We start from the raw sequence: 221 nt of genomic DNA, 5'->3' as shown, positions 1-221 counted from the left end.
CGGATATGAATATTATCTATGCACTTGGTGGAACGGTGGTAGGTCGCCAAACAACAGACGCGAGTGGTGTTCCAGATGGTGCGAAGAAAGCTACAGAAGTGGGCAATACCCATGATTTGAATTTAGAAAAAATTGCCTCTCTTGGTGCTGATGCTATTGTCGCAAGTTCAGAACAAAACTTAAAAGATGTTCCTGCGATGGAAGGCGTCGGACCGAAAGTC

The 221-nt window shown here is 45.2% G+C and carries 1 protein-coding gene; it reads left to right on the top strand.

Annotated features, from left to right (window positions below; genetic code table 11):
* Positions 1-221 (top strand): TroA family protein (locus tag NG901_RS16960; protein WP_252217125.1); only part of this gene is annotated, 221 nt, incomplete at both ends.

Origin of the sequence: Clostridium sp. CMCC3677 (genome assembly GCF_023845585.1) — a bacterium.
GTDB lineage: Bacteria > Bacillota > Clostridia > Clostridiales > Clostridiaceae > Clostridium > Clostridium aquiflavi.
The sequence above is the reverse complement of the archived record's forward strand: the minus strand, read 5'-3'. Positions and strand labels throughout refer to the sequence as shown.